The sequence below is a fragment of the Vulcanococcus limneticus LL genome, from assembly GCF_002252705.1.
Classification (GTDB): Bacteria; Cyanobacteriota; Cyanobacteriia; order PCC-6307; family Cyanobiaceae; genus Vulcanococcus; species Vulcanococcus limneticus.
On record NZ_NQLA01000014.1, the window covers coordinates 1 to 25,309 of the forward strand.

At 67.5% G+C, this 25,309-nt stretch carries 27 protein-coding genes; 13 read left to right on the forward strand and 14 right to left on the reverse strand.

Going from position 1 to position 25,309, the window contains the following annotated elements:
* Positions 1–92 precede the first annotated feature (92 nt).
* Entirely contained in the window at positions 93–1,637 is a 1,545-nt protein-coding gene (locus CJZ98_RS07820) for an SLC13 family permease (protein ID WP_157910913.1), read from the reverse strand.
* Between the two features lie 121 nt (positions 1,638–1,758).
* On the opposite strand from CJZ98_RS07820, the gene CJZ98_RS18240 reads away from it, so the two are divergent.
* Positions 1,759–2,223, forward strand: coding sequence for a hypothetical protein (locus tag CJZ98_RS18240; protein ID WP_157910914.1), 465 nt, complete (start codon positions 1,759–1,761; stop codon positions 2,221–2,223).
* Here the strand turns inward: CJZ98_RS18240 and CJZ98_RS07830 are convergent.
* The 4 genes from CJZ98_RS07830 to CJZ98_RS07845 form a co-directional block, all read right to left on the reverse strand.
* Positions 2,190–2,957, reverse strand: a complete 768-nt coding sequence (locus CJZ98_RS07830) for a TerC family protein (protein ID WP_094590100.1) — start codon at positions 2,955–2,957, stop codon at positions 2,190–2,192. The two genes, CJZ98_RS18240 and CJZ98_RS07830, sit on opposite strands and share 34 nt — an antisense overlap.
* Before the next feature lie 6 nt (positions 2,958–2,963).
* Positions 2,964–3,434, reverse strand: coding sequence for a YidH family protein (locus tag CJZ98_RS07835; RefSeq protein WP_094590101.1), 471 nt, complete (start codon positions 3,432–3,434; stop codon positions 2,964–2,966).
* Positions 3,435–3,455: 21 nt separating this feature from the next.
* Positions 3,456–4,289, reverse strand: a complete 834-nt coding sequence (locus CJZ98_RS07840; protein WP_094590102.1) for a hypothetical protein — start codon at positions 4,287–4,289, stop codon at positions 3,456–3,458.
* 94 nt (positions 4,290–4,383) lie between these two features.
* Entirely contained in the window at positions 4,384–5,154 is a 771-nt protein-coding gene (locus tag CJZ98_RS07845; RefSeq protein ID WP_094590199.1) for a cadmium resistance transporter, read from the reverse strand.
* Between the two features lie 207 nt (positions 5,155–5,361).
* On the opposite strand from CJZ98_RS07845, the gene CJZ98_RS07850 reads away from it, so the two are divergent.
* Together CJZ98_RS07850 and CJZ98_RS07855 are read left to right on the forward strand one after the other, a co-directional pair.
* Positions 5,362–6,279, forward strand: a complete 918-nt coding sequence (locus CJZ98_RS07850) for a prohibitin family protein (protein ID WP_094590104.1) — start codon at positions 5,362–5,364, stop codon at positions 6,277–6,279.
* A 302-nt stretch (positions 6,280–6,581) separates the two neighbouring features.
* Positions 6,582–8,354 carry an iron uptake porin gene (locus CJZ98_RS07855; RefSeq protein ID WP_094590105.1) on the forward strand — a complete coding sequence of 591 codons (1,773 nt, stop codon included), beginning with the start codon at positions 6,582–6,584 and terminating at the stop codon, positions 8,352–8,354.
* A 706-nt stretch (positions 8,355–9,060) separates the two neighbouring features.
* Here CJZ98_RS07855 and cysW read toward each other — a convergent pair.
* Together cysW and cysT are read right to left on the reverse strand one after the other, a co-directional pair.
* Entirely contained in the window at positions 9,061–9,960 is a 900-nt protein-coding gene (gene cysW, locus CJZ98_RS07860) for a sulfate ABC transporter permease subunit CysW (RefSeq protein ID WP_094590107.1), read from the reverse strand.
* Between the two features lie 94 nt (positions 9,961–10,054).
* Positions 10,055–10,912, reverse strand: a complete 858-nt coding sequence (cysT, locus tag CJZ98_RS07865; RefSeq protein WP_094590109.1) for a sulfate ABC transporter permease subunit CysT — start codon at positions 10,910–10,912, stop codon at positions 10,055–10,057.
* 193 nt (positions 10,913–11,105) lie between these two features.
* Between cysT and CJZ98_RS07870 the strand changes: the two genes are divergently transcribed.
* Positions 11,106–11,555, forward strand: coding sequence for an RrF2 family transcriptional regulator (locus CJZ98_RS07870; protein ID WP_157910915.1), 450 nt, complete (start codon positions 11,106–11,108; stop codon positions 11,553–11,555).
* Here the strand turns inward: CJZ98_RS07870 and CJZ98_RS07875 are convergent.
* Entirely contained in the window at positions 11,549–12,751 is a 1,203-nt protein-coding gene (locus tag CJZ98_RS07875) for an ABC transporter substrate-binding protein (RefSeq protein ID WP_094590113.1), read from the reverse strand. The genes CJZ98_RS07870 and CJZ98_RS07875 overlap by 7 nt on opposite strands.
* A 129-nt stretch (positions 12,752–12,880) precedes the next feature.
* On the opposite strand from CJZ98_RS07875, the gene CJZ98_RS07880 reads away from it, so the two are divergent.
* On the forward strand, positions 12,881–13,555 hold the full coding sequence (locus tag CJZ98_RS07880) for a cadmium resistance transporter (protein WP_094590115.1): 675 nt from the start codon (positions 12,881–12,883) through the stop codon (positions 13,553–13,555).
* Between the two features lie 163 nt (positions 13,556–13,718).
* Here CJZ98_RS07880 and CJZ98_RS07885 read toward each other — a convergent pair whose 3' ends face one another.
* The 4 genes from CJZ98_RS07885 to CJZ98_RS07900 form a co-directional block, all read right to left on the reverse strand.
* Complete coding sequence (locus CJZ98_RS07885) at positions 13,719–14,681, reverse strand: sulfurtransferase (protein WP_232756323.1); 963 nt, start codon at positions 14,679–14,681, stop codon at positions 13,719–13,721.
* 210 nt (positions 14,682–14,891) lie between these two features.
* On the reverse strand, positions 14,892–15,119 hold the full coding sequence (locus CJZ98_RS07890) for a hypothetical protein (protein WP_094590119.1): 228 nt from the start codon (positions 15,117–15,119) through the stop codon (positions 14,892–14,894).
* Between the two features lie 58 nt (positions 15,120–15,177).
* Positions 15,178–15,750 (reverse strand): Crp/Fnr family transcriptional regulator, encoded by a 573-nt coding sequence (locus CJZ98_RS07895; protein ID WP_094590121.1) that lies wholly within the window; start codon positions 15,748–15,750, stop codon positions 15,178–15,180.
* A gap of 227 nt (positions 15,751–15,977) precedes the next feature.
* Positions 15,978–16,409 (reverse strand): RrF2 family transcriptional regulator, encoded by a 432-nt coding sequence (locus CJZ98_RS07900; RefSeq protein ID WP_094590123.1) that lies wholly within the window; start codon positions 16,407–16,409, stop codon positions 15,978–15,980.
* A 148-nt stretch (positions 16,410–16,557) separates the two neighbouring features.
* On the opposite strand from CJZ98_RS07900, the gene CJZ98_RS07905 reads away from it, so the two are divergent.
* Both CJZ98_RS07905 and CJZ98_RS07910 read left to right on the forward strand, forming a co-directional pair.
* Entirely contained in the window at positions 16,558–17,622 is a 1,065-nt protein-coding gene (locus CJZ98_RS07905; RefSeq protein ID WP_232756324.1) for a sulfate ABC transporter substrate-binding protein, read from the forward strand.
* Positions 17,623–17,819: 197 nt separating this feature from the next.
* Complete coding sequence (locus CJZ98_RS07910) at positions 17,820–18,611, forward strand: class II glutamine amidotransferase (protein ID WP_094590127.1); 792 nt, start codon at positions 17,820–17,822, stop codon at positions 18,609–18,611.
* 7 nt (positions 18,612–18,618) lie between these two features.
* Here CJZ98_RS07910 and CJZ98_RS07915 read toward each other — a convergent pair whose 3' ends face one another.
* Positions 18,619–19,047, reverse strand: coding sequence for a rhodanese-like domain-containing protein (locus tag CJZ98_RS07915; RefSeq protein WP_157910916.1), 429 nt, complete (start codon positions 19,045–19,047; stop codon positions 18,619–18,621).
* Positions 19,048–19,469: 422 nt separating this feature from the next.
* On the opposite strand from CJZ98_RS07915, the gene CJZ98_RS18245 reads away from it, so the two are divergent.
* The 5 genes from CJZ98_RS18245 to metX all read left to right on the forward strand — a co-directional run bounded on the left by CJZ98_RS18245 (position 19,470) and on the right by metX (position 23,338).
* On the forward strand, positions 19,470–19,706 hold the full coding sequence (locus tag CJZ98_RS18245) for a hypothetical protein (protein WP_157910917.1): 237 nt from the start codon (positions 19,470–19,472) through the stop codon (positions 19,704–19,706).
* Positions 19,703–20,221 (forward strand): rhodanese-like domain-containing protein, encoded by a 519-nt coding sequence (locus CJZ98_RS07920; RefSeq protein WP_157910918.1) that lies wholly within the window; start codon positions 19,703–19,705, stop codon positions 20,219–20,221. Before CJZ98_RS18245 ends, CJZ98_RS07920 begins: the two co-directional genes overlap by 4 nt.
* Positions 20,222–20,263: 42 nt before the next feature.
* A complete protein-coding gene (locus CJZ98_RS07925) occupies positions 20,264–20,851 on the forward strand; it encodes a beta-class carbonic anhydrase (RefSeq protein ID WP_094590133.1) in 588 nt (195 codons plus the stop codon).
* An 85-nt stretch (positions 20,852–20,936) separates the two neighbouring features.
* Entirely contained in the window at positions 20,937–22,229 is a 1,293-nt protein-coding gene (locus CJZ98_RS07930) for a bifunctional o-acetylhomoserine/o-acetylserine sulfhydrylase (RefSeq protein WP_094590135.1), read from the forward strand.
* On the forward strand, positions 22,226–23,338 hold the full coding sequence (gene metX / locus CJZ98_RS07935) for a homoserine O-acetyltransferase MetX (protein ID WP_094590137.1): 1,113 nt from the start codon (positions 22,226–22,228) through the stop codon (positions 23,336–23,338). Before CJZ98_RS07930 ends, metX begins: the two co-directional genes overlap by 4 nt.
* A gap of 69 nt (positions 23,339–23,407) precedes the next feature.
* On the opposite strand, the gene CJZ98_RS18250 is transcribed toward metX, so the two are convergent.
* Positions 23,408–23,578, reverse strand: coding sequence for a hypothetical protein (locus CJZ98_RS18250; RefSeq protein ID WP_157910919.1), 171 nt, complete (start codon positions 23,576–23,578; stop codon positions 23,408–23,410).
* Between the two features lie 268 nt (positions 23,579–23,846).
* Between CJZ98_RS18250 and CJZ98_RS07940 the strand changes: the two genes are divergently transcribed.
* Positions 23,847–25,235, forward strand: a complete 1,389-nt coding sequence (locus CJZ98_RS07940) for a chromate transporter (protein ID WP_232756325.1) — start codon at positions 23,847–23,849, stop codon at positions 25,233–25,235.
* The last annotated feature ends 74 nt before the right edge of the window (positions 25,236–25,309 follow it).

Consider the following 25,309-nt stretch of genomic DNA (forward strand, 5'->3'; position numbering starts at 1 on the left):
TGGCGGCGATGACCGAACGGATCGCCAATGCAGTCTGTTGCTGTATGCCTTGCACCGAAAGGGATCTCAGGGTCGCGGAGCCTTATGGGTAATCAAGTGGCGGCAAAGGGATGCACCCCCAGGCCATGGCTGATCGAGAGCCCCAGGGGCAGCATCAGGCTCACCGCCGCCTGGTTGGACACCAGCTCCGTCACCAGGGCCGTGGTGAGGTAAAGGGCGGTGAGCAGGGCGTAGGGCGGCCAGGTGGCCACCTGCTCCGCCAGCAGGCTCACCAGCCAGCGGTCGGCCCCCGAGCCACTGAACAGCTGGGCCAGGGGCAGCAGCGCGGCCAGCAGCACCACCACATCCCAGCGCACCGACGCATAGACCTCCTGGGGGGTCAGCACCCGGCCCATCACCAGCACCGTCACCGCCAGCAGGGCCCACACCGCCAGTAGGTCGCTGCGCAGCAGGGTGAGCACCAGCATGGCGGCGGTCACCCCCAGGGCCCAGGGCAGGCGGTCGCGGCGGTCGTCCTGCTCCACCGCCCCATCGAGCAACAGCAGGTCGCGGCTCACCTGCAGGGCCGGCAGGGTGGCGCGGGGGGTCTGCAGCAGCAGGGCATCGCCGAGCCGCAGCTTCACCTGGCCGAGCCGGTCACGCAGCAGATCCTCGCCGCGGCGGATCGCCAGCACGGTGCTGGTGAAGCGCTGGGAGAAGCGGATCTCCCGCAGGCTGAGGCCGATCAGCCGCGAGCCCGCCGGCACCAGCACCTCGGCGATGGCGTCGAGCTCCAGATCCAGCGGGGCCGGAGCCCCCAGCTCGGGCACCAGCTCCAGCCCCTCCTGGTCCCGCAGGGCCAGCAGCCGATCGCCCCGCCCCTTCACCACCAGCAGGTCGCCTCCCCGCAGCACCTGGCCGCCAAGGGGCAGTGAGAAGCGCTCGCCATCGCGGATCAGGGCCAGCAGGCGCACATCGAAGGTGTGCTGCAGCAGGGTGTCGTCGAGGCGCTGGCCCACCAGCGGCGAGGAGTCCGCGACCAGCAGCTCACTGAGGTAGTCGTGGATGGCGTAGCCGGCTTCGAGCTGCTGCGCCCGCTCGGCCGCCTCGCCCCGGGGCAGCAGCCAGGGGGCGAGCAGGGCCAGAAGCAACACCCCGCAGCCGTAGGTGAGCAGGGCCATCGGGGTGAACTGCAGCAGGGCGAAGCTGCCGTAGCCCAGCTGCTCGGAGAGGCTGCTGGCCACCAGATTGGTGGAGGTGCCCAGCAACGTGGCCACCCCCGCCATCACGGTCATGAACGAGAGGGGCATCAGCATCCGGGCCGGGGCCACACCGAGGCGGCGGCACCAGCGCTCCACCACGGGGATGAACATCGCCACCACGGCGGTGTTGTTGATCACGGCGCTCAACGGGCCCACCACGGCCGCCAGCAGCAGCAGCTGGCGGGACAGGGAGTTGCCGCCGTGGCGCTCCAGGAAACTCTGCACGGGGGCCAGGGCGCCGGTGCGCACCACGGCGGCGCTGAGCACAAACATGGCCACCACCGTGAGGGTGGCGGGATTGCCGAAGCCGGCCAGGGCCTGGGCGGGGGTGAGCCAGCCCACCAGGGCGGCCACCAGCACGGCCAGCAGGGCCAGCAGCTCAATCGGCAACGGCATCAGCACGGAGGGAAGCCCCGAGAGGGAAACATGGGAGCAGCGGTTAAGGCAAATCCCGATCGGTCTTACGTGGTTTCAGGGGAGCTAAGGTTGACGATCTCGCCCTGGACGCGGCCCGCCCATGCAGCTCCCCCCTCCCCCGGCACCGGGTCAGCCCCAGGCCGGCAGCCGCCTCACCCTGCTCTGGCAGCGGGTGCGGGCGTTCCTGGCGGCTGGCCATCCCCTGGTGCAGCTGCGGGTGCTGGTGCTGCTGGCCGTGGGCTGGCTGCTCTCGCCGCTGTGCTGGTGGAACGATCTGGTGATCAACCTGCCCATCGCCTACGGCGTGGGTGTGTTGGTGGGGCACTGGCGGCCCGAGTGGTTCGCCGGAGGCCTGGTGGCGGGCTACTGGCTGAGCAACGTGGTGGGCATCGTGCTGATGCAGACCAGTGCCATGGAGGTGTTCCAGGACCCCGAAAATCCTGGCAACCTGCGACGCGAGCTGCTGATGGGCCTGCTCACCTCCAGCGTCTATACCGTGGCGGTGTTCGCCCTGGTGCACTTCGGGGTGCTTCACACCCCACTGCCGGAACTGGAGCTCACCTGAACGGCCGCCACCGGCGGCACCAGTGGCGGAACCAGTGGCGGCACCAGCGGAACCACCTCCTCGAGCTGGTCTTCCCGCCGGCGGCTGAAGCCCCAGGCGAAGAACACCAGCATCATCACCAGAACCGCCGCCTCCGACGGCGCCAGGGCCGGCGCCAGCACCTTGGCCGTGAGCCTCAGACCCACCGCCAGCACGGTCAGATAGGCCGCGTTCTGCAGGTTCACAAAGCGCTCCATCCAGCCCATCACCAGGCCGGCCAGCAGCCGCAGCATGGCCACCCCCATGGCGCCGCCAGCGATCACCAGCCAGATCTCATCGGTCACGGCCACCGCGGCGGTCACGCTGTCGAGGGAGAAGGCCAGATCGGTGAGGGCCACCAGGCCGATCACGCTGGCGAATGGCAGGCGCGGCCGGTCGGGATCCAGGGCGTCATCGTCGGCTTCGCCGTTGAGCTGGGCCTGGAAATGGCGGGCCGCCAGCCAGATCAGGTAGAGGCCCCCCAACACCTGCACCTGCGGGTAGCGCACCACCCAGACAGCCAGGCAGATCAGCAGGGCCCGCAGCAGGAAGGCGGCCACCAGGCCCCAGTTGAGGGCCTTGGTGCGCAGGTGTGAGGGCTCCAGGTCCCGCACCAGGGCGGCGATGGCCACGGCGTTATCGGCGGAGAGCACCGCCTCGAGCAGGGCCAAGGCGCCGAGGGTGCCGGCGGTGTGGAGCAGAACTGCGGGAACCATCACGACTCACTCCACCAGAACAACATTGAAGACATCGAAGGGAACGTTGAAGACGTAGACCACCACGCAGGCCCCGAGAACCACCAGCACCAGGCTCGAGAGCAGCACCCAGCGATCGGACGGCTCGTAGGTGTCGCGCTCGATGTCGTCCCGAACGGCGAAGTAGTGCCAGGCGGAAAGAGCGACGCTGATCAGACCCACCACCGAGAAGGCCAGGCCGAGCTTCCAGCCGTTGCCAGGCCCCTGGGGGGCCAGGGGCGGGCGCAACCAGCGGATCCGCACGATCAGCACGCCGAAGCCGAGCAGGGAGATACCGCTGCGCATCCACGAGAGGTAGGTGCGCTCATTCGCCAGGTGGTCGCGGATCCGGTTGGGATTGAGATGGGTGCGGCGCCCCGCCACGGACTCCGCCAGCTTGACGGCGGAGTCAGGAGCTGAGGGGGTGGGCTGGGAGTCTCCGGGCAGGGCGGTGGTCATGCCGTTCCTCAGGTCAGGTGATCAGTCGACGGGAGCGGTTTCAGGCTCCAGATCCAGCTGACTCTGGGTCAGGACAGGCAGCTCGGGAATGCCATTGGCCTTGGCCGTGACGGCGAACACCGGCAGGCTCAGCTCGTAGCTGACGGCTTCCGCAGCCTTCGCCTCGGGGGCCTTGGTGGCAGCGGCCGTGGGAGCGGGGGCCGGGGTGATGGTGGGGGCCTTGGCGGCAGGAGCGCCGAAGCTCAGACCGGGCTTGGCGGGGGCAGCGGCAGGGGCGGCAGGGGTTGCGGCGGCGGTTGCGGCGGGGGCGGTGACCTCAGGCTGGCTGACTTCCAGCACCGGATCGCTGATCTTCAGCTGCTGGCCCTCGAGGATGCGGGCCACCCGGGGGCTGCTGCCGGCTTTGACACCACCACTGCCCCAGCCCAGGCTCACGTCGGCCGGCACATAGACACCCACCAGCTCAAAGTCGTCGTCCGTCTTGTGGCCGGGGCCGAGCACGTAGAAGCTGGCGGGCTGGGTGGCTGGCAGCTTCTTGTAGCGGGCGAAGACGCCCACGCTGTGGCTCGACTTGTTGCTCACCTGGGCGCGGTCGCTGGAGCTGGCCACGGCCTGTTCGAGGGCCTGCAGATCCGCCAGGCGCTCCTTGTCGGTGGTGGTCTTGATGGCGGAGGCGAGTTCCTGGTAGGAGTCGCTGCTGAGGTAGCGACCGGCGCTGCTGGCCTGGGCCGGGGCCGCGGCGGCGAGCCCGGCCACCGCCAGGCCGAGCACCGCCACCAGGGCGGCGGCGCGGCGCAGACCGACCTGCAGGGCTGCGCGCAGACCGCTCCGCAGGCGATGGAGCAGAGAGGTCATGGGGGCTGATGTCATGGGGTTGGGGGCAAGGGGTCGGGGAGCAGGGCCCGCCGGGGGGAGATCGCCGATGGGGAGGGAGGGGTCGGAAGGGGGCTCAGCGGCTGCGGGAGAGCAGGGGCAGCAGGGTCGGGCTCACGGTCTGGCTGAGCTGCTGGAGCAGGGAGAGGGCCATGACACCGATGCAGGCCAGGGCCAGGGTGGCGAGGCCGCGGTGCTGGAGCGTGTGGCTGTCCATCAGGATCAGCACCCCCAGGCCGATCAGCACAAAGGGCACCCCCTGGGCGCCGTACTGGCGCAGGACATCAGCCAGCCGGGGCACCTGGACAAGGCGCCAGGCCAGGCCACACCACAGCCCCACCATCACGAAGAACACCCCGAGGGTGAGCAGCAGCTGGGGGGTGCTGCAGCGGGCGAACAGGGGGAGGTAAAGCCCCACGTTGTCGCCGCCGTTGGCCACCGTGATGGCGGCGATGGCGCCCACCTCGGCCGCGGGCACGGCCCAGCGGCCCAGCCAGGAGGGCAGGGAGGACGGCATCACGGGGGGCCCCTCCAAGGCATCGCCATCGGCAGGGTCGGCAACCGAATTCAGGCTGTCGATCAACTGGGATACACCCAGGCTGATCGGCAGCAGGCCCAACAGGCCGATCCAGGGGGTGGGCAGGATCTGGCCACCGAGATAGCCCACCAGGCTGGCGAGCACCAATAACGAAAAGCCCAGGTATTGGCCGGCCACCACATGAACTCCGCGGCGCTGATCCCCGAGGGGGGAAAAGAACAGCATCAGCAGAACGATGTCGTCGAGGTTGCTGGCGCAGAACGCCGACACCGAGGTGGCAATCGTCTGTCCGACTTCCGGGAGGAGCATCAGGCCCATCAAGTTGGACGCCCGCTGGGCGCACCGCTGGTTCACAACCCAACAGTCGCAGCGGCGCTGGATCAAAGCAAACGCGATGTCTTGTCGTATGGATCAGCCAGGGTTATCAACATGGGCCTGGGAATACCGGGCGGGCCCAGGCCACGCCCCTATGGTTCGCCCTGGAGCCTCCCGCCAGGCACCACAGGGACTGTCGCGATGCAAGGTTTTCTGACCCCCGAAGCCGGCAGCGGGCCCGAGGCTCCAGCCGACAGCAGCAGCAGCCCCTCAAGCGCCAGGGGCAGCGCTCCGGCCCGCGCCCAGAACACCCTCTCGGCCTTGCGCCTGTTCGTGCTGATGCTGGCCCTGGTGCTGGTGAGCCGCTTCTTCGTGGTGGTGCCGGCGGGCGAGCGGGGCGTGCTGCTGCGCTTCGGGGCCGTGCAGGAGCAGATCCTGCCGGAGGGTCTGCATCCCCTGCTGCCCCTGGTGTTCTCGGTGCGGCCTCTGACTGTGCGGGTGCAGACCCTCAGCATGCGCGCCGATGCCGCCGCCCGGGACCTGCAGGACGTGAGCGTGGATATCGCCCTGAACTGGCACCTGGACCCCGAGAAGGTGAACCGGATCTTTCAGCGGTTGGGGGATGAACAGCAGGTGGCCGCCTCGGTGATCCGCCCGGCCATCGAAGACAGCCTCAAGGAGGTGGTGGCGGGCTTCACGGCGGCGGAGATCGTCACCGAGCGCCCCCGACTGAAACAGGCCCTGGAGCAGTTGCTGGCCAGCCGCCTGGCCCCGTACGACCTGGGCCTCGACGACGTGGACCTGCTGCAGGTGACCTTCTCCCAACAGTTCCGCGAGGCCGTGGAAGCCAAACAGGTGGCCGAACAGGAGGCCCGCCGGGCCCAGTTCGAGGCCGTGAAGGCCCAACACATGGCAGAAGCACGGGTGTTTACGGCCCGGGGCGAGGCCCAGGCCCAGCAGCTCCTGCAGGCAGGGCTGACGCCCGAGGTGCTGGAGCACGAGGCGATCGAGAAGTGGAACGGCCATCTGCCACTGGTGATCGGCGGCGATGCGATAGGCCGCTTCGATTTCAAATCCCTGCTGAAGGCCGATCGGAAGCTGGAACGCGGCGGCCGCTGACCATGGCCCCCACCCCTGCGAACCAGACCCTGTGCCCGGAGTTACAACCCAGCTGGCGCTCCGCCCTGTAGCAAGGGCTACAGAGCTTTCAAGGAAGTTCTCACACCACCTCTGGCGGCCGAGAGGCCGCTTTTTTTATTGGCCGGTCGAACGCCGAGCCAAAACCAAGGAGATCAAAGCGAAAAAGAATGCGCGGGTATCGTCAGATACATCGACCTGTACTCCAGCAACGGCTTAGGGGCCAGACGGGCCCCTACTTTCATGGCACTCCCCTTGGGGGAGCCCCTATTCGTGTGAGGGTCATGAAACTTTTCCAGCTGCTGCTGCTGGCGCCTGCCGCCCTGGGCCTTCTGGCTCCGGTGGCTGCGTCCGCCGCTGATCTCAACATTGCCGGCGTCAACCAATACGCCACCACCGACGAGCAGGTGACTTCGATCACCCAGTTCTCGGACGTGCAGCCGACTGACTGGGCCTTCCAGGCGCTCAGCAACCTGATCGAGCGCTACGGCTGCGTGGCCGGCTACCCCAACGGCACCTTCAAGGGCCGGCAGGCACTCACCCGCTATGAAGCGGCCGCCCTGCTGAACGCCTGCCTTGATCGGATCACCGAGGTGACCGACGAGCTGAAGCGCCTGCTCAAGGAATTCGAGAAGGAACTCGCCGTTCTCAAGGGCCGCGTGGACGGCCTGGAGGCCAAGGTGGGCGAGCTGGAAGCCACCCAGTTCTCCACCACCACCAAGCTGCAGGGTGAGGCCTACTTCACCCTCGGCGGCGTGAAGGCCAACGGCAACCGCTCGGCCACCAGCCCCTCCGCCTGGAATGTGCCCGTTCCCTCTGCGGTGCGCAACAGCGCTGGCAACGTCACCAACCAGCGCGCGATTGATCGCGCCAACTTCCTGAACAGCCGCGGCGCTGCGAAGAAATACAACGCCCTCTACGGCGCCACCACCTTCAGCTACGACGTCCGGCTGAACTTCCTGACCAGCTTCACGGGTAAGGACCTTCTCTACACCCGTCTGCGCTCGGGCAACTTCAACAATGCCTTCGACGGCAACGGCCTCAACCTGACGAAGCTGTCGTACTCCAGTAACAGCAACGACAGCGTCATCATTGACCGTCTGTACTACAGCTTCCCCGTCGGCAAGGAGTTCAACTTCACGGTTGGTCCCCGGGCTCGTAACACCGAGTTCCTGGGCGTCATCCCCACCGCCTACGGCCGCGGCAAGGGCTCTGAAGTGCTGGAATTCTTCCACACCTACGGCGCCCCCGGCACCTACAACCGTGCCACCGGCTCCACCCTGGCTGGTGTGTGGAAGCAGAACGTGAAGAAGGGCCAGGGCCGCTTCAGCTTCTCGGCTAGCTACGTTGCCCCCCAAGGCAACATCGGCCAGGCCTACGACGGCAACCCCTATGCCAACTCGGCTGATGAGGGTGGCATCGGCACCGACGCTGCCCGCGCCAGCTTCCTGGCTCAGCTGGCCTACTCTGCTCCCCAGTGGGGTGTGGCTGCCGCCTACCGCTTCGGTCAGGCCGGCTCCAACTTCCGTCGCGGCACTGAGTTTGTGGCCTCCAACAGCTGGTTCCTGGCTAACGGGAACTCCAACAGCGTGGCCCTCAACGGCTGGTGGCAGCCCAAGAGCAATGGCTGGTTCCCCTCGATCAGCGCTGGCTGGGGTCTGAACAGCCTCACCAACAACGAAGTCCGCAGCACGGGCGCCGAGTTCGCCACTCCCTACGTGACCCAGAGCCAGAGCTGGTTCGTGGGCCTGCAGTGGGATGATGCCTTCCAGAAGGGCAATTCCCTGGGTGCCGCCGTGGGTCAACCCACCTTCGCCACCAACCTGAACCGTGGCACCAACAAGAACGCGAGCACCTTCTCCAACGACGGCAACTACGTTTGGGAATGGTGGTACAAGTTCCAGGTGACCGACAACATCTCGATCACCCCGGCGATCTTCTACCTCAGCAATCCCCTGGGCCAGCTGAGCAACAGCATCAACTCCGATGGTTCCGTCAAGCGCAACAACACGTTTGACAACCTGGGCTGGGTGCTGACCACCCGCTTCAAGTTCTGATCCCTCCAGGATCCAGAACCTGGTCGCACACCTCACACACCAGCGACCTCGACCTCACTCCCACGCTCTCCAGCCCCCCGGCAACGGGGGGCTTTTTCATGGGCGGGCCGATACGGGCAGCCGAAATGGGCGGCCGACATGGGCAGCCGTGCCAGCCCTGGGCCTGCGGAAGAGGCCGCACAGGTAACAGCGGACAGACAGCCACTCACAAAAAAGGCGGACCCCCTAGGCCCGCCCACGTGTGACGAACGACCCGTGCTGAGAGTCGCGGTGGGATCATCCTCCAACGAGCGCAATGGCCATGTGGCCCAGACCACATCGAGGCGAGATGCAGACCAGCCCAGCGTCAACGGCCCACAGCAGCCAAGGAAGTCCGCCCAGAAGGTGAGCCAATAGGGGCCAGTCTCGCTCTGGTGAGCAAACCACGCCCGATGAAGCGACAAAGCACCGCATCGATCCCCTGGCCCGGGGACAGTGCGGCTAGGCCAACCGACTAAGTCTCCGCTACTGGACCACTGGAAGCATCCCCACCAGCGCTCCCATGCGCCTGTCAGCACAAGAAAAAAGGGGAGCAGCTACAGCTACTCCCCAGGAGGACATCCGTTTGTAATGATGAAGAGAAGATATGCCTGAGAGCCACCAAGGAAGCCAGTGAGAGCCTGATCTCCGTAAATCAGTCACAGACTGAATCGCAGCCAGAGAGTCCTCAGGAATCAGCCCTGAGGGCCCGCTTCTCCTTCTCAAGGATCTGCTCCACCAAGATCTTGAGCAGCAGCGAAACGATCGCCACACCAGCCAGCACCAGGGCAGCCCCAAAGGCCAATTCCGTGTGGTACTGCTTGTAGGCATCTTCCACGAACAGGGGCAAGGTCTGGGTCTGGCCAGCAACGTTGCCACTCACGACCGACACCGCACCGAATTCACCAAGGGCGCGGGCCGTGGTGAGGATCAGGCCGTAGAGGGCAGCCCAGCGCACCGAGGGCAGGGTTACCTTCCAGAACACCTGCCAATCGCTGGCACCCAGGGTCTTGGCGGCCTCCTCCTGGTCCCAGCCCTCCTCCTCCAGCAGGGGGATCACTTCGCGGGCCATGAAGGGGAAGGTCACCAGAATGGTGGCCAGCACGATGCCCGGCCAGGAGAAGATGATCTTCCATCCCAGGCTGTTGATCACCCCGGCAAACAGGCCGTGGTTGGGGCTGTAGAGCAGCACCAGCATCAGGCCCACCACCACCGGTGAGATCGAGAACGGCAGGTCAATGATGCTGAGCAGCAGGGCCTTGCCGCGGAACTTGCGGCGGGCAATGGCGGTGGCTGCCGCCAGGCCGAAGATCGTATTGGCCGGAACGGCAATCGCCGTGGCGAACAGGGTGAGCCGCAGGGCGTGGAGCAAATCCTCGTTGGTGAGGTTGTCGAGAAAGGGCTGCAGACCCTTGGCAAAGGCCTGCACCACCACCGAGAGGGCCGGCAGCAGAATCACCGTGCCCACGTAGAGGCAGGCCACAACCACGATGAGGGCAGGAACTGCAGACTTGGCCCGATCGCTGAACGTGGGCTTCACCCACTGGGGGGGCTGAATGTCCTCAAGAGGTGGAACAACAATGGTCATGACAAGGACGGGCAGGACAAGGAACGGACTGGAAACGGACGATTGCTGGGTCTGATGATCAATAGGGGATGGAGGGCAGTACGGAACCCCGCACTCAATTGGCGCTCTCGGAGCCTTGATAGCGCTGGCCCCAGACCTGGATGAAGTTGATCACGGCCAGGCTCACCAGCGAGAAGAGCAGCATCACGCTGCCAATCACCGTGGCGGAATTGAAGTCGTATTCCTCAAGCTTCTGGATGATCAAGGTGGGGGTGATCAGATCCTTGAATGGCACGTTGCTGGCGATCATCACCACCGATCCGTATTCCCCCACCGCCCGGCTGAACCCCTGGGCAATGCCCGCCAGGATGGCGGGGAACAGCTGGGGCAGGATCACCAGGAAGAACGTCTGCAGCTGGTTGGCCCCCAGGCAGGCGGAGGCCTCCTCCTGCTCTTTCTCCAGGGAGCGCAGCACCGGCTCCACCGTGCGCACCACGAAGGGCAGGGAGATGAACACCATGGCCACGGCTACGCCGTAGATGGTGAACGACACCTTGAGTCCGAACAGGTCGTAGAGCGGCTTGCCCATCCAGCCCTCCTCGCTGTACACGTAGGAGAGGGCCAGACCCGCCACGGCGGTGGGCAGGGCGAAGGGCAGGTCGATCAGGGCGTCGAGCAGGCGCTGGCCGGGAAAACGGCAGCGGATCAACGCCCAGGCCACCACCAGGCCAAAAAATCCATTGATCAGGCTGGCCACGAAGGCAACCCCGAAACTCACCTTGTAACTGGCCACCGCTTCAGAGCTGGTCGCGGCGGCCCAGAACTCGGGTGGGCTCACCTGGCCGGCCTTGAGGAACATGCCGATCAGGGGCAGGAACAGGATCAGGCCGAGGTAGGTCCAGGTGATGCGCCAGGACCAGCTCGGCAGCTTCAACCTCGGCAGACGCCTGGGACGGGACGGGACGGAGACCATGGCGCCGGGAAGGACCTTGCAAGGCCAGATGACTGGGCCTCAGCTTAAACAACGGTTCTCCAACGCGCTTTTTGAGAATCTCCCGCAGCTGTGCCCGCGACAACCGACGCTCCAGCCGAACCCGCGACGGCCCACTCGGGCAAGCACTTAGAACACATTCTCGATCGGCTTATCGTCATAGATTCGCCGGGTTGTGTCGCGCCATTCGGTGTTCTCGGTCACCTTCCGCTACGCCCTGATCAGCCTGCTGGAGATCGCGGCAGCGAGCGAAGGGCTGCAGGCCGGCGTGATCGCCTCGCGTCACAACCTCTCGGGCCGCTACCTCTCCAACGTGCTCAGCGACCTCAAGCGCCTCGGGCTGGTCACCAGCCAGAAGGGCCGCAAGGGCGGCTACCAGCTGGCCCGGCCCGCCCATGACATCAACCTGCTGCTGCTGTATCAGGGCCTGGCGGGCGCAGGAGCCGAGGGGAGCGGCGAGCAGGGTCCCGATGGGACCGAATCCTGCCGGGCGGACCAGTGGCTGCGGGCGGTGGAGCGGCGCTGGCGCGAGGAGCTGGGCAATACCAACCTGGCTGACGTGGACCGCAGCCTGAACCTGGAGCCCAGCCCCAGCTCGGACGATGGACTCAGGCAGGCTCAGTAGGACCAGTTCTGGCGGGTCATGAGGCTGTAGGTGCCATCGAACAAGTTGATGCGCCGGGGAATCAGGTGCAGGTCCCGCAGGATGTTGGCCTGGTGCTGGAGGGCATGCAGGGAGTCCGGGTCGAGGGGGATCACCGCCCGCTGGGCCGCCAGCGAGCGCAGGTGATCGAGGGCCGCCGGGTCGATCGACACCCGGGCCGTGAGCCGCTCCAGGGCGTCCAGCTCCTCCCGGGCCGCCAGGGCGCCGGCCTCGTTCACCTCCTCCAGAAGCAGCTTGAGCACCGCGGGGTAGTCGCGCACCAGTTCGGGAACGGCGTAATAGAGGGTGGGCAACTGCTCGGTGGCATCGCCACCGAACACCGAGCGCACCGTGGCAATCGGGCGGCCCGGGTAGGCCTTGCGCGTTTCGGTCACGGCATAGGGCATCCAGATGGCCCAGGCATCCAGTTCACCGCGACGAAAGCGGGGCAAGGCATCCGGCTGGGGCAGGTAGACGATCTCCACGTCGTCGAGGCCCAGCTGCGCCTGGCGCAGGGCCTCGATCAGCACGAAGTGGGCGCTGGAGCCCTGGTCCACGGCGATGGTGCGGCCGCGCAGCTCGGCCACGCCCTGGATCGCCGAGAGGTTGGGCACCAGGATCGCGTCCTGGTTGGGGTTGGTGTATTTGTCGCGGGCCACCCTCATGAACAGGTGATCGGCGGCCTGGGAGAACAGGCTGGCGGTGCCGCCGCCGCCGCAGAAGTCGATCTCGCCGTTGCTGAGGGCCTCCAGCATTGAGGAGGCCGCCGCGAAGCTGCGCCATTGCAGGGCGACACCGAGGGGAGCGAGCCGTTGCTCCAGCAGATGGCGATCCCTCAGCACCTCCAGGTGCACCATGCCCTCGGGCACACCGATGCTGAGCTGCTTGAGGCGACGGGCCTGGGCCGCCAGGCCCTGGCGCTGGTTGCGGCCGGAACCTCGCGCCAGCAGCCGATCGACGACCACGCAGCCCGCCAGGAACACGGCGAACAGCAGCACCGTCTCGGCCAAACGGCTGGGCGGAGGGGCGCTCTGGGCCGGGGGCAGGGCGGGGACCGCCAGCGGCAGGGCTCCCAGGCCGGCGCCCAGGGACAGGCTCACCGCCAGGGCCAGGCTGGCGACCAGCAGAACTCGCAGCCAACGCCGCAGGGGAAGGCGCGTCAGCCAGGGCCTCAGCATGGGTGGTCTGCCGCCGGTACCAGACCCATTCAACCCAACCACAGGCTGGAACGATCCTGAGCCAGGGCAGGCGCAAGGGGTGTGGTGGGCATTACAGGGAGTAGGCCCATCAGCCCATAGATTCGCGGCATGGCGAGTCTCCTCGGCACCCTGCAGACAGGCGTGGCCGTAGCCATCGCCACCACATTCGACGACAACATCTACCTCACAGGCTTCTTCAGTGAGGTGAACCGTCGTTTTCGGCCCCTGCACGTGGTGGTGGGGGAGCTGGTGGGGTTCAGCGTGCTGATGGCCATCAGCCTGCTCTGCTTCGCCCTGGCCACCCAGGTCCCCGGTGAGGTGACCGGCTGGCTGGGGGCGGTGCCGATCTTGATGGGTGTGCGCAATCTGGTGAGCCTGTGGCAGGCCCGGGACAGCAGCGACAGCGAGGAACGCGACTACCGCCAGCGCTTCGCCGCCTACCACGGCTTCCGCTCAAGGCGCGTGGGCTTGCTGGAGGTGCTGCGTGACCGCAAGACCTACTCGGTGTCGGCGGTGACGATCTCCAACGGCGGCAACAATCTGGCCATCTACATCCCCCTGTTCACCAGCAGCACCCTGGGGCAACTGGCGCTGATCGTGCCGATCTGCTATCTGGCGGTATTGACCTGGCTGTTCCTCTCCTACCGGCTCACCCGGCTGCCAGGCATCGCCGTGGTGCTGAGCCGCTACGCCAACCACGTATTCCCCTTCGTGCTGATGTGGCTGGGATTCCGCATCCTCAACGACAGCGGCGCCCTTGCTCTGCTGGGGAAAGCGGCCTGATAAAGGCCTAAATCAGCTCGCATGAATCCGCATGAAAAAGGCGTGGACCTTGCAGCCCACGCCTCCGGATGTTTGGTTGCGCTACTCGGGTGCGTGTATGTGATGCGCTTGCCCTTGGTGGTTCAAGCCAGGCCAGCGGGTTTCGCTGGCCTGACCGACTCATTCACTTGGGCGCCGTGGGATCGGGGCCGGTGCTCAGTGGGTTGGAGGTGGCGCTGTATTCCGTCCAGGAGCCCTCGTAGACACGCACGTTGGGATAGCCCAGCAGGTGCTTGAGCACGATGTACTGCAGGCTGGCCTCACGGCCGGTGCTGCAGGAGATGATCACGGTCTTGTCGGGCGTCACGCCGCGCGACACAAACAGCTTGCGCAGGGCCTCGACCGACTTGAACTTATGGGGGTTCTTGAGGGCCTCTTCGGCGTTGTTGGCCTCGGTGGCTGCCTGCCAGGGGATGTTGATGGCCCCGGGGATGTGACCATTGCGGATGAAGGTCTGGTCGGTGCCCTCAAACTGGGCCTTGGGGCGCGGATCCACGATCACCACATTGGGCTTGCCCACCAGGGGAAGCAGGTCCTTGAGGGTGATGTTCAGGCCCTTCACATCGGTGGTCTTGAAGGTGCCGGGGCGGTAGGTGGGGAACGCCTTGGTGGTGGGGGAGCCGGCGGCCTTGTAGCCACTCAGGCCACCGTCGAGCACGGCGACACGGGGCACACCGCTCTTCTCGAGGATGTAGGCCACCAGGGTGGCGCCGAGCACGTTGGTGCCGTCGGAGTAGACGAGCACCGAATCCCTGTTGGAGATCCCAGATTTGCTCAGCAGATTGGCCAGATCAGCGGCGGGCCAGATCTGATAGGGCAGCCGACCATTGGAGCCCCGGAAGGCCTGCTCGGAGATATGCACCGCATTGGGAACGTGGCCAGCGACGTAGTCGAGCGGCGGCACGGGGCGCACATCAAGGATCTTCCACTGACCCGAGCGGGAGGCCTGGGCGGCCTCCGCGGGGGTGGCCAGCTGAATCGTGGTATTGGCGGAGGCGGCCCCGGCCTGCAGGGGCAGAACCGACACGGCCGCGGCGGCAGCGAAGCCTGCCAGCAGGCGGCGGCGGGAGGTGAGTTGGCGAAGCACCAGCGTTACCCGGTTATCCCGAGCGAAATTACGCCCTTTATCTTAGGAATGGACTTGGCCGCGTTGTGTAAACGCTGCCACACGCTGACAGGGCACAAAAGCAGCGCCCCTCAGCCCATCGGGCTCCGTCCAATCCTTGCTTGCCCCATAGCAACAGAAAAGGTGGTCGCGATGGACCACCCCTGTTGACTTGGCCAAACGGCAACGGATTCAGCCGTACACCAGCGGATGCACCGTGGGATCGAAAACCGGTCGCTGGCGCGGGGTTGGCGTCTCACTGGTTTCAGGCCAGAAGGCGGCCAGGCGTCCGTCGGAGCGGAACTGGGCGAGGGTCAGCCCATCCTGATGGCGCAGGAGCTGACCGTTCTTGAAGCGCAGGGTGAAGCGTTGGGGCTCAGCACCGGAGCGACCGGTGGGCCTGGGAGCACGGAGTGCCATGGCAGGCAGAGGAAAGGGGTGAAGGGACGCGTGGAATCAATAGAAAGTCAGGCTGAGGTCAGATGACGCTGGGCACGAGGGCCACCGAGGGGATGAACAGGTCGTCCTTGCTGATCTGCTGCAACACACCCTCGCCCTTGTAGCGATTGAGCATCTTGGTGACGGTCACCCGGGTCAGGCCGCACAGATCGGCAAGTGACTTGTGGGTGAGGTTCATATCCTTCAACGACAGGCGGTAACCGCGGCTGCTCACTTGGCCGAAGCGACGGCCGATCCAGGCCAGAAGGGCCAGCAGGCGCTGGTCGGCGGAGCGGATGCGGTTGACCTGGAAGATCTCCTCGAGGTTCTTGATCTGCTGCAGGAGCAGCGCCTCGATGTCAGCCGGCTCGGGCTGGAACTGCTCCACCACCACGGTGGTGAGGCACTGGATTTCAACGGGCTTGAGGGCGGAGTAGGCGGCGGTGACCCAGTCACCGGGGCCCCAGACTCCGAGGGTGATGGTTTCGCCTTCTTCGTCCCAGGTGGCGGTGCGGATGTAACCCTCCTGGATCTTCCAGTTCAGGTTCTCCGGCAGCACGTCATTGGGCTGCAGGGTGAGGCGGAGGGCTTGAGCGGTGGTGGTGGTGGCCATGGCGGTGTCGAGGCGAGAGGTGCATGGGGAATTCGGGGGCCGACAGCGGGTCGGCGGGACACATTCGGAAACAACAACAGCGCATGGGGCGCTCCGCGTGATGGTCAAACCATAGCACGCATACCCAATCGGCCAAGCGGGTTTTGAAATCAGAACCAAGCACCGCCTGCCCGGTCCACGGGTCCTGGACCCGCAGACACCTGACCTGCCAGCTGCGAGCGCTGGGCTCAGATGAAGTACATGGCCTGGGCCTGGAGCAGGGCGTCGCGCCGCTCCAGCAGCTGCTGCAGGGTGGTGCCCTCCAGCAGGTCCAGCCGGGCCCGCTCCAATTGGCCGGCAAGACCATGGAGAACTTGGAATTCCGGCGTGCTGCGCTCGGCCGCATCGCGGGAAGCGGCATCGCCCTCCAGGCAGCTCACCACTTCCGACACCAACACGTCCGCCGGGGGCCTGACCAGCTGATACCCGCCCTTGGGACCGCGGATGCTGCGCAGGATGCCGCCGCGGCGCAGGCTGGTGAGCATCTGCTCCAGGTAGCGGTCGGGGATCGACTGGCGGGAAGCGATCTCGGCCACCTGCAGCACCGCGCCACTGGAATAGATGGCGGCCAGCTCAATCAGGGCCACCAGGCCGTACTCGGTCTTGGAGCTGAAGGCCACGGGCTGGCGCGGGCGCAGGGTCTGGGCCGATTGTGACAGCAGCCACGCGGGATTCGGCGGTTCCGCGGAGTTCCCGATGGATGTAGTCGGGAATACTGGCGCCGACCCCACCAGCACCTATGTTGGGGTTGTGTCCCATCGGATTTGCGTGGTTTACCTCCCATCCTCCCTGTCCCGCCGTCTCGGTGCGGGCCTCGCCGTCGCCGCCCTGACCGTCACTGGCGCCTCCGGCCTCATCAGCAGCCCTGTGCAGGCCCAAGCCAAGAAGCCGGCTGCCGCCCCCGCGCCCCAGGAGATCCTGCTGGTGAGCTACGCGGTCACCAAGGCCGCCTACGACAAGATCATCCCCCTGTTCGCGGCCGACTGGAAGAAGAAAACCGGCCAGACGGTGACCATCAAGGGCAGCTACGGCGGCTCCGGCTCCCAGACGCGCGCCGTGATCGACGGACTGGAAGCTGACCTCGTGGGCCTGGCCATGGCGGCCGACGTGTCCAAGATCCAGCAGGCCGGCCTGATCAACCCCGGCTGGGAGAGCCGGCTGCCCAACAACGCGGTGGCGACCAACTCCACCGTGGTGGCCTTCATCCGCCCGGGCAACCCCAAGAAGATCAACGGCTGGAAAGACCTGGACAACAAGGACGTGGACAACGTTCTGGCCAACCCCAAAACCTCCGGTGGCGCCCGCTGGAACTACGTGGCCCTCTGGGGTTCAGTGACCGAGCAGGGGGGCAATGAGGCCGCAGCCAAGAAGCTGATCACCGGCGTCTACAAGAACGCCGAAGTGCTGCCCAAGGACGCCCGCGAGGCCACCGACACCTTCGTGAAGCGCAAGAAGGGCGACGTGCTGCTGAACTGGGAGACCGAGGCCATCCTGGCCAAGCGCAACGGCGAGTGGAAAACTCCCTACAAGATCTTCAGCCCCAACGTGCTGACGGAGATGCCGATCGCCGTCGTGGACAAGAACGTGGACAAGAAGGGCACCCGCAAGGTGGCCGAGGCCTTTGCCCGCTTCCTGTTCACGGCCCCAGCCCAGAAGGCCTTCGCCGACAACGGCTTCCGCCCGGTGACCGCCGAGGGCAAGGCCTACGCCAAGGGCCGCTTCCAGGATGTGAAGTTCTTCCGCATCGGCGATCTGGGCGGCTGGCCCACCGTCGATAAAAAGCACTTCTCCAAGGGCGGTGTTTGGGACCAGATCTTCAGCCAGACCCGCTGATCCTGGTTCGGGATCCCGTGGGGTCCGTGGCAACCCCGGCCCTGCGGCCGGGGTTTTTTCATGGGCCAAAGGCCCGGCGGAAGCCAGCCCGTAGGCTCATCCCCAGTTGTCTATCCATGTTGCGTCCTTCAGCCGTGGCCTAGGCCCGCGCCGCCGCTTCCCGAGCCCGGGGGTACCCACGCCCCCCCTGATCCGCCATGTGCGAACTCCTGGCCCTCAGCGCCAACACCCCCACCGACATGCAGTTCTCCTTCCGGGGCCTGGCCCGGCGGGGGGGTGACACCAGCGTGCACGGTGATGGCTGGGGCCTGGCCAGCTTCGATCCGGCCGGCGGTGCCCTCACCATCTACCGGGAGGAGGCCCCCGCCGCCTTCTCGCCCGTGGCGGCCCAGCTGGCGGAGCTGGATCTCAAGGCGCTCTACTCGCTGGCCCACATCCGCAAGGCCACCCAGGGGCTGGTGGCGCTGGAGAACTGCCACCCCTTCCACAGCCGCTGGCGCGGCCAGGACTGGGTGTTTGCCCACAACGGCGACATCCAGGGCGTGATCCCGGCCGCCGGTGACTACACCCCGGTGGGCAACACCGACAGCGAAGCCGCCTTCTGCTGGTTCCTCAACAGCCTCAACGAGGCCGGAGTCGATCCGGGCAACGAGGCCGCGATCTTCCGCACCCTGGTGCGCTGCTCGGATCAGCTGGCCCACCAGGGCATCTTCAACTGCCTGATCAGCAATGGCCGCTGGCTCTACGCCTATGGCGGCACGCGCCTGCACACGATCACCCGCCGCTATCCCTTCACCACCGCCACCCTCGCGGACGACGACGTGAGCGTGGACTTCTCCCAGGTGACCACCGAGAAGGACGTGGTGACGATCGTGAGCACCGAGCCCCTGACCTGCAATGAGTCGTGGCGGGCGCTGGAGCGAGGGGAGGCGCTGTTGCTGCGCTCAGGCGAGGTGGTGCGGCGCCACCTCCAGGGAGACCAGCACTAGCGCCGGCCTAGGCGTCCTGCGGGGCCAGGAATCGGTTCAGGCCGCCCGCGAGGGCATAGACGTGGAGATAGTCGAGCTGCTGCAGACGCAGCACGAGCTGGTGAGAACGGCCCTCTGCGTTGCTGTAGCAGATGAGCGGGGCGCGCCGATCGGGGAAGCGGGCTCGCAGCAGCGACGCCTCCCAGGGCAACGGCTCCAGGGAAGCGGTCAGTGCTTTGGCTTGGGCTGGCGCAGGTGTGGCCAGATGGATCGCGTGATGCAGGTGGCAGCGCTGATACTCGCGGCTTGAGCGGGCATCCAGCAGGGGCACACCCTCCCACACCAGCCGGCGCACCTCCAGGGGGGTGAGACAGCGCACCTCCAGGCTGGGAGCCACGGTTCCGAGGCGCAGATCGTCGCCAACGGCATCACCCCTGGAGGGAAGTTCGTAGACCACGGCGACGCGCGATGATGGCTTGTTGAGACCAACTTTATGGGCGGCAAAATCTGCCCATGTAGCCACTGCCACACGCGGCGGATCGAGGCGACACGCTGTGCATGGACTGCCCTGGCCAGGTGGTGACGACTACATCGGATTGGACCTGCGGCCCGCAGAGTGACGGAGTTCCGGGAACGAGCCAGGCACCCCCTGCTCCGACCGGGAGGGAGATCCCCGAGGGTCGCAGCGCTCCTGCTGCGGCCCTTTTTTGTGCGTGGCTTTGTTGTGCGTGGACTGAGGCCAGATCCAGGCGCCGCTCCTGCTCGGCAGCAGTCCCGGGCCCCGACCCAAGTCACCCCGCAAAGAACGGTATGTGGCTCGGGATACCGCTGTTTAAGCGTCGGGGCCAGCAGGATGCGTTCACCGTGACAGCCCACTCCATGGCCTGGTTCACTCCCGACGCGGCTCACGCACAGGGCCCCTGGCCGGCCGGCCAACGCTGGGAGTGGAGCGGCAGTCTTGCCTTCGGGCTCGATCTGGCCGTGCTGCAGGCCCTGCTGCCGCTGGAGCACCTGGAGCCAGCGCCCTGGGGCGACGCGCGATGTCGTCAGCCGGATGCGGCCCGTCCGCAGGCCACCAAGTCTCTGATCCCGTCCCACGCCCCCACCGCGCCATGACCAGCCCCAACCCCGAACTGCTGAGCAGCCAGGACCTGCAGGCCCTCCAACAGCGTCCCGCCGGCAGCCACGCCCCCCTGCTGGTGGACATCCGCCGTCCCGGCCGCTTCCGGCGCGCCCACATCCCCGGCAGCCACAACATCCCCGCCGGCCTCCTGGTGAGCAGTGACCCGCCCGAAGCCGACCTGATCCTGATCGGCCAGGACGATCGCGACAGCCAGACAGTGGCCGAGGCCCTGCACGGCTCCGGCTATCACCGCCGCATCCAGCGGCTGGAGGGGGGCTTCAGCCGCTGGCAGTCCGAAGGCTTGCCCCTGGCGAACAGCCCGAGCGCAAGCCCCAGCCCGGAGCAGCTGCCCTGGATTCCGGTGCTGCTGCTCGGCGCCGTGCTGCTGGGCATTCAGCACCTGCCCCTGCCCCTGTTCGCCACGGCCCTGGCCGTGGTGCTCAGCCCGCTGACGGTGCTGGCCCTCAGCCAGCGGCTGGGGCGTCGCCTGCTGCGCCGCTCGGCCTGAACCGGGACCAGCCCCTCCGCGTCACCACCCACGACTTCCCCAATGACGGCGACCAGCCTCCGCCCCTCGATCCTCGAAGCGAACCGCGCCTATGCCGAGGGCTTCGGCGACAGGGGCAAGCTGCCCCTGCCCCCCGCCAAGCGGATCGCCATCCTCACCTGCATGGACGCCCGCCTCGATCCGGCCCGCTATGCCGGCCTGGTGGAGGGGGATGCCCACGTGATCCGCAATGCCGGCGGCCGCGCCAGCGACGACGCGATCCGCTCGCTGGTGATCTCTTACAAGCTGCTGGGCACCCAGGAGTGGTTCGTGATCCACCACACCAACTGCGGCATGGAGTTCTTCACCAACGACACGATCCGCGGCCTGCTCCACCGGAGTCTCGATACCGCGGTACTCGGCCCCAGCGGCTTTGAGGACGTGGGCGCAGGCCCGGGCTCCAGCGCCGGTGAGGCCATCGACTGGCTGACGATCGAGAACCTGGAGCAGAGCGTGGTGGACGACGTGCGACGCATTCGCGAGCACCCGCTGGTGCCGGGCCGCATTCCCATCCACGGCTTCATCTACCAGGTGGAAACCGGCGAGCTGCGCGAGGTCCTCGAAGCCAGTGAGATCGGCGCCGCCCGCTGATCCAGCCAACCACCAGGGCGGCGCCAGCGTCACCTGCCGCCCCTGTTACCCCCACGATCCTCCCCGCCCTAAACCTCGCCCCCCCATGGCCCACGGCTTCGAAACGCGGCAGATCCACGCAGGCACCCAACCCGATCCGGCCACCGGAGCGCGGGCGGTGCCGATCTACCAGACCAGCAGCTACGTGTTCCGCGACACGGAGCACGCCGCCAACCTGTTCGGGCTGCGGGAGCTGGGCAACATCTACACGCGGATCATGAATCCCACCCAGGCGGCCTTCGAGCAGCGGGTGGCGGATCTGGAGGGGGGCGTGGCGGCCCTGGCCACCTCCAGCGGCCAGTCGGCCGAGACGCTGGCCCTGCTCAACCTGGCGGAGAGCGGTGGCCACATCGTGGCCAGCTCCTCCCTGTACGGCGGCACCTTCAACCTGTTCCACTACACCTTCCCGAAGCTCGGGATCCAGGTGAGCTTCGTGGACAACCCCGATGACCCCGAGGCCTGGCGCCGCGAGATCCGGCCCAACACCAAAGCCTTCTTCGGCGAGAGCATCGGCAACCCCAAGGGCGACGTGTTCGATTTCGAGGGGGTGAGCGCCGTGGCCCACGCCGCCGGCATCCCCCTGGTGATCGACAACACCCTGGCGACGCCCTACCTGCTGCGGCCCCTGGAGCACGGCGCCGACATCGTGATCCACTCGGCCACCAAGTTCATCGGCGGCCACGGCACCTCGATCGGTGGCGTCATCGTCGATGGCGGGCACTTCAACTACGAGGCCAGCGGCCGCTTCCCCCAGTTCAGCGAGCCGGATCCCAGCTACCACGGTCTGGTGTTCAGCCAGCTGCCGGAGGCCCTGTTCCCGGCCCGCTTCGCCCTGCGGGCGCGGGTGACGCTGCTGCGGGATCTGGGCAACGCGGTGGCCCCCTTCAACGCCTTCCTGTTCCTGCAGGGGTTGGAAACGCTATCGCTGCGGCTGGAGCGCCACTCCAGCAACGCCCTGGCCGTGGCCCAATGGCTGGAGGGGCGCGGCGATGTGGCGCGGGTGGTCTACCCGGGCCTGGCCAGCAGCCCCTGGCATGGGCGGGCCCAGCGCTACCTGCCCAAAGGCCAGGGCGCCATCGTGAGCTTCGAGTTGCCCGGCGGCCTCGAAGCGGGCAAGCGCTTCGTGGAGGCCACCCAGCTGTTCAGCCACCTGGCCAACGTGGGCGACGTGCGCAGCCTGATCATCCATCCGGCCAGCACCACCCACAGCCAGCTCAACGACGCAGAACTGGGCCAGTCCGGCGTGACCCAGGGCCTGGTGCGCCTGTCGGTGGGGCTGGAGAGCCTGGAGGACATCCTGGCGGACCTGGAGCTGGGCTTCGCCGCCGCCAACGGATGAGTGGTGGAGGCCGGCGCGCCACTGGGGCCTGGCTGCCGGGGGATCCGCCGGGCCGGCGCCAGTTTGCCCAGCTGTTCACCGACCGGCCCCTGCAGCTGGACCTGGGCGGCCAGCTCGGGCCGATCACCCTGGCCTACGAGAGCTGGGGCCAGCTCAATAGCCAGCGCAGCAATGGCGTACTGCTGCTGCACGGCTTCAGCGGCGACAGCCACGCCGCCGGGCCCGCCGAAGCCGGCCACCCCAGCCCCGGCTGGTGGGACGCGATGGTGGGCCCCGGCCGGCCGGTGGACACACAGCGCTTCTTCGTGGTCTGCCCCAACGCCCTCGGCGGCTGCCAGGGCTCCACGGGCCCCAGTGCGGCGGCGCCGGACGGACGGCCCTATGGCAGCCGTCTCCCCGCACTCACGATCAGAGATCTTGTGGCGGCCGAACTCGCCCTGGCAGACCAGCTCGGCATCGCCCGCTGGCATGGGGTGATCGGTGGCTCGATGGGGGGCATGCGGGCCCTGGAGTGGGCGGTGACGGCCCCGCAGCGGGTCGCGAACCTGCTGCTGATGGCTACAGCCGCTGCCACCGGCGCCGACCAGATCGCCCAGCACCAGGCCCAGATCGAGGCGATCCGGCTGGATCCGCTGTTCAACGGCGGCGATTACGACACCAACGCCACACCACCCCTACGCGGTCTGCTGCTGGCCCGCGGACTGGCGACCCTTGGCTACAGCAGCCGCGAGGCCCTGGAGCAGCAGTTCGGGCGGCAGCAGGAGCCGGCGGGGTGCTTCGCGATCAACACCTACCTGCGCCAGGAGGGCGAAGCCCTGGCGCGGCGGTTCGATGCCAACAGCTACATCGCCCTGAGCCAGGCGATGAACCACCACGACATCGGCCGGGAACGAGGCGGCATGGCGGCGGCCCTGGAGCGGATCACGGCCCGCACCAGCGTGGTGTCGATCCGCTCAGACCGGCTGTTTCCGCCGGAGCAGCAGCGACAGATCAGCCGGGGCCTCCGCAGCCTGATCGGCCACCACAACCTGGACTCGATCGGCGGCCACGATGGCTTTCTGACGGAAGTGGAGCAGCTGGAGCCGATCGTGAGGGAGCTGCTGGGCTGAGAACTGTTGGCCTGAGCGCTGCTGGGCTGAGCGGTTGGCCTGAGCAAGTCGCCTGAACCCCTGGGCAGATCAGAAGAGGGGCGGCAGCAGGAAGCCGTAGGTGCGGGTGCCGTCCGGCCTGCGCAGCTGGGAGAGGCCGAGCAGGATCAGCGGCAACCCCAGCAGGAACGGCGCCAGGAAGCAGCCGGCAATGATCAGGAAGGTGGGGCGCAGGTTGTTGGGGACGGCCCCGGGCTTCAACCGAACCGGGAGCGAAGCGGCATCCATCACAGCGCAGCCGACGGCCAGGCACGACATCTCAGCCTGAAGCCCGCGGAGTGCGCCCGATGTGCCTGCGGCCACGTGGGCTGCCGTCTGGCGCTACCGATCTGGCGCGGCCCGTCCCCAGTGAACGCCATCCGGATCGCGGCGAGTCCGTGTAGCCACGGCCACATTGGAAGCCCCGAGATCGCCCGGGGTGCAGGGGATTATGGGCGCCACCCCGCTTGAGTCGTCGATGACAGCGCCCGTGAGCTTCAGGGCCGCAGCCCGCTACTGGCTGCAGCTGGGCTTCACCAGCTTTGGCGGCCCGGCAGGCCAGGTCGCGACGATCTACAGCGAGCTGGTGGAGCGGCGCCGCTGGCTCTCGGAGCGCCGCTACCTGCATGCCCTCAACTACTGCATGCTGCTGCCCGGGCCGGAGGCCACCCAGCTGGCGGCTTACATCGGCTGGCTGATGCACGGCACCTGGGGCGGCCTGGTGGCCGGGGCACTGTTCGTGCTGCCGGGGGTGGCCGTCCTGATCGGCCTCTCGACGATCTACGTGCTCTGGGGCCAGTTGCCGCTGCTGGCGGCGGTGTTCTGGGCCCTCAAGCCGGCCGTGGTGGCGATCGTGCTGCAGGCCGCCTGGCGGGTGGGCAGCCGCACCCTGCACACGCCGGCCCTGCGCCTGATCGCCCTGGCGGCCTTTCTCGGCCTCAGCCTGCTGAAGCTCCCCTACCCGTTGATCGTGGCAACGGCAGCCCTGAGCGGCGCCCTGCTGGGCCACTGGCGACCGGCCCTGATCACCAAACCCGGTGGCTCCGGCCATGGCGGCCATGGGGGCGGGGGTGCCGCGGTCCAGGCAGCGGAAGCCGCGCCAGCCGCCGCACCCTCCAGCGCCCCGGCCCCGGCCCTGCACGACGACCACACCCCCACCCCGGCCCACGGGCGCTTCAGTCGTCGCAGCCTGGCGGTGACGCTGCTGGTCAGCGGCCTGGCCCTGGGCCTGCCCCTGGCCCTGCTCAGCTGGGCCGATGGCTGGGATGGGGTGCTCGCCACCATGGCCCGCTTCTTCACCAAGGTGGCCCTGCTCAGCTTCGGCGGCGCCTACGCCGTGCTGCCCTACGTGGCCCAGGGGGCTGTGGAGAACTACGGCTGGCTCAGTGCCGCCCAGATGGTGGATGGCCTGGCCCTGGGGGAGACCACCCCGGGTCCGTTGATCCTCGTGGTGGCGTTCGTGGGCTTCCTGGGGGGCTGGCAGGGCAGCGTGCTGGGTCTGGAGCCGGGCAGCTGGTGGGCGGCGGCGGCGGCGGCGCTCACGGTGGTGTGGTTCACCTTCCTGCCCTCCTTCAGCTTCATCCTGGCCGGGGCGCCCCTGGTGGAGGCCAGCCGCAACGACCTGCGCCTGGGGGCCCCACTCACGGCGATCACGGCCGCGGTGGTCGGGGTGATCGCCACGCTGGCCCTGCTGTTCACGGGCCCGGTGCTCTGGCCCCAGGCCGGCGCCGGCCTCGACTGGGGCGCCCTGGCGATCCTGGTGCTGTCGGCCCTGGCGCTGCTGCGCTGGCGCTGGCGGGTGATGCCGCTGATCGGCGCCGCCGCCGCCGTGGGGGCCGCCCGCTGGCTCCTGGGTCTCGGCCTGGCCCTGCTGGGCTGAGGCAACGGGTTCAGGGCTGTGGAGCGGCATGAAAAAGGGGGGCCAAGGCCCCCCGAGCTGCTCGATCGAAACGC